Origin of the sequence: Hymenobacter coccineus, from assembly GCF_001816125.1 — a bacterium.
Classification (GTDB): domain Bacteria; phylum Bacteroidota; class Bacteroidia; order Cytophagales; family Hymenobacteraceae; genus Hymenobacter; species Hymenobacter coccineus.
This window is the reverse complement of sequence record NZ_MDZA01000090.1, coordinates 1-9,296: the sequence shown is the minus strand read 5'-3', so window position 1 is coordinate 9,296 and position 9,296 is coordinate 1. Positions and strand designations below refer to the sequence as shown.

The 9,296-nt window shown below is 67.8% G+C and carries 5 protein-coding genes; 3 read left to right on the top strand and 2 right to left on the bottom strand.

The window, feature by feature from the left end:
- Positions 1–146: 146 nt before the first annotated feature.
- Positions 147–872 (bottom strand): DUF5683 domain-containing protein, encoded by a 726-nt coding sequence (locus BEN49_RS06900; protein ID WP_070742322.1) that lies wholly within the window; start codon positions 870–872, stop codon positions 147–149.
- Between the two features lie 32 nt (positions 873–904).
- Positions 905–1,873, bottom strand: a complete 969-nt coding sequence (locus BEN49_RS06895; protein ID WP_070742321.1) for a ParB/RepB/Spo0J family partition protein — start codon at positions 1,871–1,873, stop codon at positions 905–907.
- A 223-nt stretch (positions 1,874–2,096) separates the two neighbouring features.
- Between BEN49_RS06895 and BEN49_RS06890 the strand changes: the two genes are divergently transcribed.
- The 3 genes from BEN49_RS06890 (at position 2,097) to BEN49_RS06880 (ending at position 9,224) form a co-directional block, all read left to right on the top strand.
- Entirely contained in the window at positions 2,097–3,998 is a 1,902-nt protein-coding gene (locus tag BEN49_RS06890) for a hypothetical protein (protein ID WP_070742320.1), read from the top strand.
- 132 nt (positions 3,999–4,130) lie between these two features.
- Positions 4,131–8,174, top strand: coding sequence for a DUF8696 domain-containing protein (locus BEN49_RS06885; protein ID WP_070742319.1), 4,044 nt, complete (start codon positions 4,131–4,133; stop codon positions 8,172–8,174).
- A gap of 75 nt (positions 8,175–8,249) precedes the next feature.
- Positions 8,250–9,224: a PorP/SprF family type IX secretion system membrane protein gene (locus BEN49_RS06880; protein ID WP_070742318.1), complete on the top strand. Its 975-nt coding sequence runs from the start codon at positions 8,250–8,252 to the stop codon at positions 9,222–9,224.
- Positions 9,225–9,296 lie beyond the last annotated feature (72 nt).

The window sequence follows — 9,296 nt, the reverse complement described above, 5'->3', positions numbered from 1 at the left end:
CGGCCGTGAAGTCGGCGATGGCGGGGCCGTCGGGGCTGGCTGGGGTCCACGATGCCCGCGATGCGGTGGCCGCGGGCGGTGGCCAGGGCTTCCAGCGTGCGGCCCATTTTGCCGTAGCCGATGAGGAGGATGTTCATGCGAAAATATTACTTGAAATGCAGGGCCACGGCCACGCCCGGCACCACCGGAATGCCGGGGCCTCCAGGGGCCCACAGCATGGTGGGCTGCCAGTGCAGGGTGAGGTCGTCGCCCACATCGAAGGTTTTCAGGTGCGCGTCCACAATGGCGTCAAGCGCTTGCAGGCCGTACACGATGCCCGTATAAAAGATGAACCCGTCGCGGTAGTGGCGGTAAAAAACGATGCCGTTCTGGATGGCTTCGGGGCTGTTTTCCTTGCCGGCCCTGGGCCCCAGGGCCGCGATGGGAAACGTCTGGGTGCGAATCGCCGAGTCGGTGCGCAGCCGCTCGCTGGCGTTGCTGTACTCCGTCAGGGCCTGCTGCTCAAAAATTAGGATGCCGGCCACCGTGCCCAGGGCCCCGTACACGAGCGGCAGCTTCCACCAGCGGCGGTTATAAATCTGGCCCAGGCCGGGCACCAGGGCCATGTAGCCGGCCTTGGCGGGGGGCGTCACGCGCATGCCGAGGAATTTCTCGGTGCGGCGCAGCGAGTCCTCCGTATTCTTTTTGCGCTTGTCGGCCAGCGTGGGCTTGCGGATGCGGGCCGTATCGGGCCGCACCACGGGCGGCGCGGCGGGGTTGACGACGTTGGGGTTGGTGGGGTCGAGCACCTGGGCCCGGGCGGCCCGGGGGCCCCAGGCGGCGCCCAGCACCAGCAGCAGCAACGCCGCCAGGTGCAACAAAGACTTATTCATAACCAACGGACTAGCAGTGAAAGGAAACCTCACTAAGCCGGGTGCAGAATGTGCAGAATGCGTTGCATGTCCTCCACCGAATCGAAGGCAATTTTAATTTCGCCGCTGCCTTTGGGGCCCGGGCGCACCTGCACCCGCGAGCCGAAGCGGTCGGTGAGGTGGCGCTCGGTGCGGCGCAGCTCGGCCACCGGCACCACCGGCTCGGCCGCCGGACGGGCGGCGCCCGCGGGGCCCTCGGCCGGGGTACGGCCGAAGCCGTTGCGCACCAGCTCTTCCACGCGGCGCACCGACAGCTCCTCGGCCACGATGCGGCGGTACAGCGCCACCTGCTGCTTGGGGTCTTCGATGCTGACCAAGGCCCGGGCGTGGCCCATCGTGATTTCAGCGTCGCGCAGGCCCACCTGCACGTCGGGCGGCAGCTTCAGCAGGCGCAGGTAGTTGGTTACGGTCGAGCGGTTTTTGCCCACCCGCTCGCCCAGCTCTTCCTGGCGCAGGGCGCACTCGCTCAGCAGGCGCTGGTAGCTGAGGGCGATTTCGATGGCGTTGAGGTTTTCGCGCTGGATGTTCTCGATCAGCGCCATTTCCAGCATCTGCTGGTCGTCGGCCTTGCGGATGTAGGCCGGAATGGCGTCGAGGCCCGCCAGCTTGGAGGCCTGCAAGCGCCGCTCGCCGCTGATGAGCTGGTAGGTGTTGGGGCCCAGCTGGCGCACCGTTACGGGCTGGATGATGCCCTGAATCTTGATGCTGTCGGCGAGTTCGGCCAGCGCCTCCTGGTCGAAGTGCGTGCGCGGCTGGTAGGGGTTGGCCTCGATTTGCTCCACCGGAATCAGGCCCACCGAGTTGGCCGGGTGGGGCACCACGATGCGCTCCCGGTCGCCTTTTTTCTCGTAGCTGCCCTCAATCAGGGCGTTGAGGCCCCGGCCCAGGCCGCTCATCTTGCGCTTGGGCTGCGGCAACAGCGGGTTGAGGGGAGCTTTGTCGTCGTTCTTGTCTACGGTCATCGCGGCAGCTCCTGCGGAAAATGGCGGCAGAAGCAAGTTCAAAATTACGGAAAGCTAAGGGAAGGTCAAGCCGGGGCCCCCGTTCAAATTTGCCGGCCTCCGCGCGGGCCCCGGCCAGGCCGGAAATGGGAAGGGCCGGGCCGGGCCCCGGGGTCCCGGCCGCCCCGAACGTGGGCGGCCCGCTCTCGGGCCCCCAGACTGGCCGGCTTTACCTTGCGGGCCGATGGCTAATTTTTTCGTTAAGGCTGCTCTGCGGGCCGGGCGCCGCTGGGGGCCCCTGTTGCTACTGGGGCTGCTGCTGGGGCTGGGGGCGGCCCTGTACCGGGGCTACGGTATCTCTTGGGACGAATTCACCGACCACAACCTGGGCAACGTGACGGCAAACTACGTGGCCCGCCGCCTGGCCCCGGCCCGCTGGCAGGCCCGCCTGCCCACCGATGCGCGCCTAGCCTGGCTGCCCACGAGCGGCATCATCCACGGCCCGGTGGTGGAAACGCCCGCCGCCGTGCTGGGCCAACTGCTGTACCCGCGGCAGCCGCGCGGCTACTACGCGGTGCGGCACGGCTTCGTGTTTCTGGTGTTTGTGGCGGGCGTGGTGGCCCTGTACGGGTTGGGGCGGCTGCGCTTTGGCCACCGGGGCTGGGCCCTGCTGGCGCCGGCCTTGCTGGTGCTCTCGCCCCGGTTTTTTGCCGAGGCTTTTTACAACGGGAAGGACGTTGGCTTCATGTCCCTGTTTACGGTGGCCATGCTGGCCCTGGCTTGGCTGGCCCGGCGGCCGGCAGCTGGCCGGGCTCTGCTGGCCGCCGGGGCCACGGGGCTGGCCATTGGCGTACGGATGCCGGGCGTGCTCTTGCCCGCGCTTGGCCTGGGCTGGCTGGGGTGGCTGGCCTGGCGCGCCGGGCGGGGCCCCGAGCGGTGGCGGCTGCTGGGCGTGGCGGGGCTGTACGCCGGGGCCACGGTGGCCGCGGTCGTGGCTTGCTGGCCCTACCTCTGGGAGCACCCGCTGGCCAGCTTCCGCTACGCGCTGGGCGTGATGAGCCACGTGCCCTGGCCCGGCACCACGCTGTACGGGGGGCGGCTGGTGCCCGCGCCGGCCCTGCCCTGGCACTACCTGCCCGTCTGGATCGTCATCACTACCCCGCTGCCCTATGTGCTGGCGGCCGGGGTGGGGGCGGCCGGGGCCGCGCGCCAGCTGTGGCGCAGCCGCCACAACTGGCGCTGGGCCGCGCAGCTCGACGGCCTGCTGCTGCTGTGGCTGCTGGCCCCGCTGGTGGCCATCATCGGGCTGCACTCGGTGGTGTTTGATGGGTGGCGGCACGTGTACTTTGTGTACCCGGCGCTGCTGCTGCTGGCGGCGTGCGGGGCGCGGGCCCTGGCCCACCGCTGGGGCCCGGTGCTGCGGGGCCCCAACGGGTGGCGGCGCGGGCTCGTGGGCCTGGCGCTGGGGCTGGTGGCGCTCGACGGGGCCCGCACGCTGCGGTTCCTCGTCCGGGCCTACCCCAACCAGCAAACCTACTTCAGCTGCCTGCCCAACGCCACGGCCGAGCGCCTGTTTGAGCGCGACTACTGGGGCCCCAGCTACCGCTACGGCCTGGAGTGGCTGCTGCGCCACGACCCCAGCCCCCTCATCACCGTGACGGGCCCCCAGCCCGCCATTATATACGTGAACTGGCTGGTGATGAAGCCGGCGCAGCAGCGGCGCATCCGGCTCGTCAACGGCCCGGCGGCCCGCTACTACCTCACTGCTTACCGCTGGCACCCGCAGCCCTACGCCGACAGCCTGGGCCCGAGGTACTGGCCTACCGGCCGGGCGGGGGCATCAAGGCACTTTCCATCTTCCGGCGCGACTCGCTGCGCCGCCCGCTGCCGCCCGCCCCCATTGGGCGCGCCCCGCGGCCCTGAAAAGCCCGGCCGGCCACGCCACGAACTCCGGCGAAGCCCATGCGTTGGCGGCCCTGCACGCCCTGGCGCGCCTGGGTATGGGAGCTGCTGCGGGCTGGGCACCGGGCGCGCCCGGTGGGGCCCCAGGATCCGGGCGGGTCCATTCATTCGGATAGGAGTGGCCCGTGGGCCCTTCGGCACTATTCGGGCATTGCTTTGCACAAACCCGGCTGGCAGTGCGTAGCTTTACTGAAGCCGACTGCCGGCGCTATTCTTTAGCAATAACCGGCCCTCAGACTTCGTTTCTTAAGGGCAACGAGCAGTGCTTCTCCTTCGGGGCTTCCGCTTGCCGAACTGTCCATTTATCTGCCTTCCTATGCCCGCAGCGCTACCCTATTCTATCCTATCCATTACCCAAATTTTTACGCTGCTCGCTAAGGCCGCCCGGCTGGCCAGCGGCCGCCGGGGCCCCAGCGGGCGGTGGCCGGCGGCCGGCTGGCTGCTCGCGCTGCTGCTCCTGCTGCTGGGCGGTGCGGCCACCACGGCCCGCGCGCAAACGGCCCCGGCGGCGCCACCCGAATGTAGCCAGGACGAGAAGTTTGGTAACACTTGGTACTTCGGCTACAAGGCGGGGCTCGACTTTAACGCCGCCAGCGATTCCATCCCACCCACGGTGCTGACGAATGGCCAGATGACGGCCCCCGCCGGCGCGGGGGTAATGTCGGACGGCATGGGCAAGATTCTCTTTTACAGCAACGGCGACACCATCTGGAACGGCAACGGCAGCATCATGGCCAACGGCACGGGCATGGGCGGCAACCGGCTGGTTACCGACGGGCCCCTGCCCATCCGGATGCCCGGCAGCCCGCCCGTGGGGATGCCGGGGGCGGAAACGCGCTACCTCATTTTCACCCAGGACGCAGCGGGCGGCCCCAAAGGCCTGAGCTACTCGGAAATTATCATCCCCGCCGGTGGGGGCCCCGGCACGGTAACGCTCGCCACTAAGAACACGCCGCTCACCAAGGGCACCACCGAGAAGATGACGGGCGTGTTCCACAAAAACGGCTGCGACATCTGGATCATCGTGCACGGCTGGGGGGATGCCAAATCCGGCAACGCCAACCGCGGCGACGCCTTCCTGGCCTACCGCGTGCGCACGACAGGCGTAGACACCATCCCCATCATTTCCCGGGTGGGCTCGCTGCACGCGCCGAGCGCGTCGCCGGTGGGCTACCGCGGGCAGATGAAGGTGACGCCCGACGGCCAGCGGCTGGCCGTGGCCCGCTACAGCGAGGTGCTGGGCGACAGCAGCAGCACCGTCGAGCTGTTCAGCTTCGATACCAACACGGGCATGGTGAGCGCCAATCCGCAGACGCCCTACGTGGTGGACAAGGGCGAGGGCAAGTACTACGGGGTGGAGTTTTCGGCCGGCAGCTACCTCTACGCCACGGTGATGAACCCGCCCAAGCTGCTGCAATTCGACATTAGCGGCCAGGGTCCGGTCAACAAGCAGACAATTCCACTCCGGCAAACTACCCCGGTAAACCTGGGCTCGCTGCAAAAGGCCACGGATGGCAAGATTTACGTGGCCCGCGAAAACCAGCCGGCCCTCGGCTTCATCACCTTTCCCGACTCGCTGGGCCCCAAGGCCCGCTACGCCGACGACAGCCTGACGCTGCGGCTGAGCGGCCGCCGCAGCGGCCTGGGCCTGGTCAATTTCAACCAAAGCTCGCTGCTGCGGTTCGGCTTCGGGGCCCAATCCACGGCGTGCTTGGAGTTTACTTTTCAGTCGCCCCCCGTCGATTTCGACGGAAAGACATATGCCTGGGATTTCGGCGACGGCACCAAGTCTTCGGAAGAGAGCCCGAAGCACACGTTCCCCGCCCCCGGCGACTACGTGGTGACGCTGCGCGTCACGACGAACTGCTTCTGCCGCGAATCCCAGGGCCTGATTCGGGTGCCCGGGGCCCCCACACCGGGCAGCGTCGGGGCGCCCCAGGCGCTGTGCGGCGGGTCCACGCCGGCCCCGCTTACCAGCACGGCCGCGCCCGGCGCCGGCACCGGGCAGTTCACCTTTCAGTGGCAGCAGTCACCGGATAATGCCACCTGGGCCGACATCAACGGCGCCAATGCCCCGGACTACGCGCCGGGGGCCCTGACCGCCACCACCTATTTCCGGCGCTTGGTTACTTCGGGCTTCTGCGCCCCGCGCACGCCCACAGCCTCCGTCGCCATCACGGTGGTTCCGGTGCTAATAGCCGGCAGCATCGCCGCCGACCAAACCGTGTGCGCTGGCAGCGCCGCCGCGCCGCTCACAAGCGCGGCCCCCGCCACGGGCGGCACCGGCACATTTGCTTACCAATGGGAATCGTCGCCAGATGATATTACCTGGACGGCCATCGGCGGCGCCACCGCCGAAACCTACGCGCCCGGAGCCCTGGCCGCCACCACTTACTTCCGCCGCCAAGTGGCGTCGGGGCCCTGCGGCGCAGTATCCAACGCCGTGACGCTGACCGTACTGCCCGCCCTGGCGGCCGGCACCATTGCCGCCAACCAGGCCATCTGCCTCGGCGCGGCACCGGTGCCCCTCACCAGTGAGACACCGGCCAATGGCCCGGGGCCCATTGCCTACCAGTGGGAGTTCTCGCCGGATAACGCGACCTGGAACCTCATCAACGGAGCTACCGGGCTGGCTTATGCGCCGGGTCAGCTCGGCTCCACCGCCTACTTCCGCCGCCGGGCGAGTTCGCCCGGCACCTGCGCCCCGGTTTTCTCCAACGTTGTGGCCATCACGGTGGCCCCGGCGCTGTCGGCTGGCACCGTTGGCCCCGACCAAGCACTGTGTGCGGGCGCTACCCCCACGGTGATCAACAGCACCGCCCCGGCCAGCGGCGGCACGGGGCCGATTGCCTACCAGTGGGAAGCCTCGACTGACAACGCCACTTGGGCGGTCATTGGCGGGGCCACGGGCGCAGCCTTCGTGCCCAATATACCCGCCGTTACTACTTACTACCGCCGCCGGGTAACGTCGGGGCCCTGCGGCCCGGCATATTCAAACGTTGTCGCCCTGAGGATACTGCCACCGCTGAACGCGGGCAGCATCTCTGCCAACCAAACCATCTGCACCGGTGCCACGCCGTCCTCGCTCTCCAGCAACACGGAAGCTGGCGGTGGCACGGGCACCTTTACCTACCAATGGGAAGTGTCGGCAGACAATTCAAACTGGACCGCCATTGCGGGCGCTACCAGCCTGACCTATGCGCCTGGACCGCTTACGACTACCACCTACTACCGGCGCCGGGCAACGTCGGGTACCGGCACTTGCTCCACGGCGGTTTCCAACGTGCTGACGATTCTGGTGCAGCCCATCATCACGCCCACCGTGACCCTGGCGACGCCGCCCGCGCAATGCCCCGGCACGGCTTTCAATTTTGCGGCCGTGGCTACGAACGTGGGCCCCACGCCTTCGTACCAGTGGTTCGTCAATAATGTAGCCGTGGCCACGGGGCCCACGTTCAGCAGTAGCACGCTGGTGAACGGCGACCAGGTGCGGGTAGAGGTGACGCCTACGGCGGGCCTGTGCGTCACGACGAACCTGGTGGCGGCCACGGTGACGGTGACGCGCATACCGACGCCCACACCGACGCTCGCCATCAATGTGCAGCCCGACGGGCCCGTATGCCTGGGCGCGCCGCTCACGTTCAGCATCGCCAGCGTGACGGAGGCCGGCCCGGCCCCCGCTTACCAATGGCAGGTGAACGGCAGCGACGTGAACGGCGCTACGAACCCCACCTTCACCAGCACAACCCTGCGCGCTGGCCAGGTCGTGACGCTGCGCTTGCGCACGACCAACGTGTGCGGGCAGCCCGCCACGGCCATTTCCAACGGCGTGACGGTGCGCATTCAGCCGCCGGTGGTGGTGAATGCGGGGCCCGATAAGGAGATTCTGCTGGGCACCTCGGTGGTGCTGGAGGGCACGGCCGACGGCAACTACCCCGTGACGTGGACGCCGGCGGCGGGGCTCACCATTTCGGCCAGCGACCCGCTGCACCCCGTGGCCGCCCCCACCCAAACCACGACCTACACCCTCTCGGCCGGGGACGGCGGCTGCGCCAGCTCCGACCAGGTGACCGTGACCGTGCGCCCGCCCGTTCGCATCCCCAACGCCTTCACGCCCAACGGCGACGGCCGCGACGATACCTGGCAGATTGAGTTCATCGAGCAGTTCCCCGATAACACCGTGACCGTATTCAACCGCTGGGGCAACAAGATCTTCTCAGCCGACAACTACAGCCGGGCCAACGAGTGGCGCGGCGACATCAACGGCCAGCCCGCACCCGTGGGCACCTACTACTATGTCGTCGTCACGAAGGGGCCCCTGGGCCGGTCCTACGCCGGATCCATCACGGTTCTGTACTAACCAAGTGCCCGGCGGCGGCACTCGTCACCGCCGGGCTCCCTCTTTATAAGTCTTGATTTCAAGGTCCTTACTGTTATGAAAAGAGCTTTATACTTACTGCTGCTGCCGTTGCTGCTGCTGGCCGCCGCGCCGGCTTGGGCCCAGCAGCAGGCGCAGTACAGCCAGTACATGAACAACAACTACCTCCTGAACCCGGGCGCGACGGGCGTGGAGGACTACATCGACGTCAAGGCCAGCTACCGCACCCAGTGGACGGGCCTGGAGGGGGCCCCCAAGACCTACTACGCCAGCGCCAGCTCCTCGCTGGGCAAGTGGCGCAGCACCAGCAAGCGCACCATCCGCGACCGGCAGCGGCCGTTCCACGCCATCGGCGGCCTCCTCTACAACGACGTGACGGGCCCCACGAGCCGGACCGGCGCCTACGTCTCCTACGCCTACAATTTAGTGCTGACGCCCAAAATCCGGCTGGCGCTGGGCCTGTCGGCGGGCATGCAGCAGTTTTCCGTCGATGGCGAGCAGCTGCACTTCTTCGACCCCACCACCCGCGCCGCCAGCGCCGCCTCGCGCGTGCTCGACGGCTCGGTGGGCGTGTGGCTGTACAGCCCCGATTTCTACTTTGGGGCCTCCAGTGCGCAGATTCTGGGCAACCGGCTCAACTTCTCCTACGGCCCCAACTCGGTGGATGCGGGCGCGCCCGGCAACTCGCTGCGGCGCCACTACTTCGCCACGGCCGGGGTGCGGCTGCCGATTGACAACGACTGGTCGCTGGTGCCGTCGGTGCTGGTGAAGGCCGTCAACCCGGCCCCGCTCTCAGTCGACCTTAACGTTAAGCTCAAGTACCAGGATTTGCTGTGGTTCGGCGCCTCGTGGCGCGCCTTCGACTCGGTGGTGGGCATGGTGGGCCTCAGCTACGAGCAGCTTACGGTGGGCTATTCCTACGATGCCGGCATCTCCGGCCTCACCGGCTACCACGGCGGCAGCCACGAAATATTGCTGGGCCTGCGCCTCAAGAAAAAAGCCCAGGTGGTGTGCACCAATAAGTTTTGGTAAGCAGTCTGTTACTAAAAATTTCCGGCTCAACGCAATGAGGCCCCTCGCCGGTAGTAGTAGTTACTACCGGCG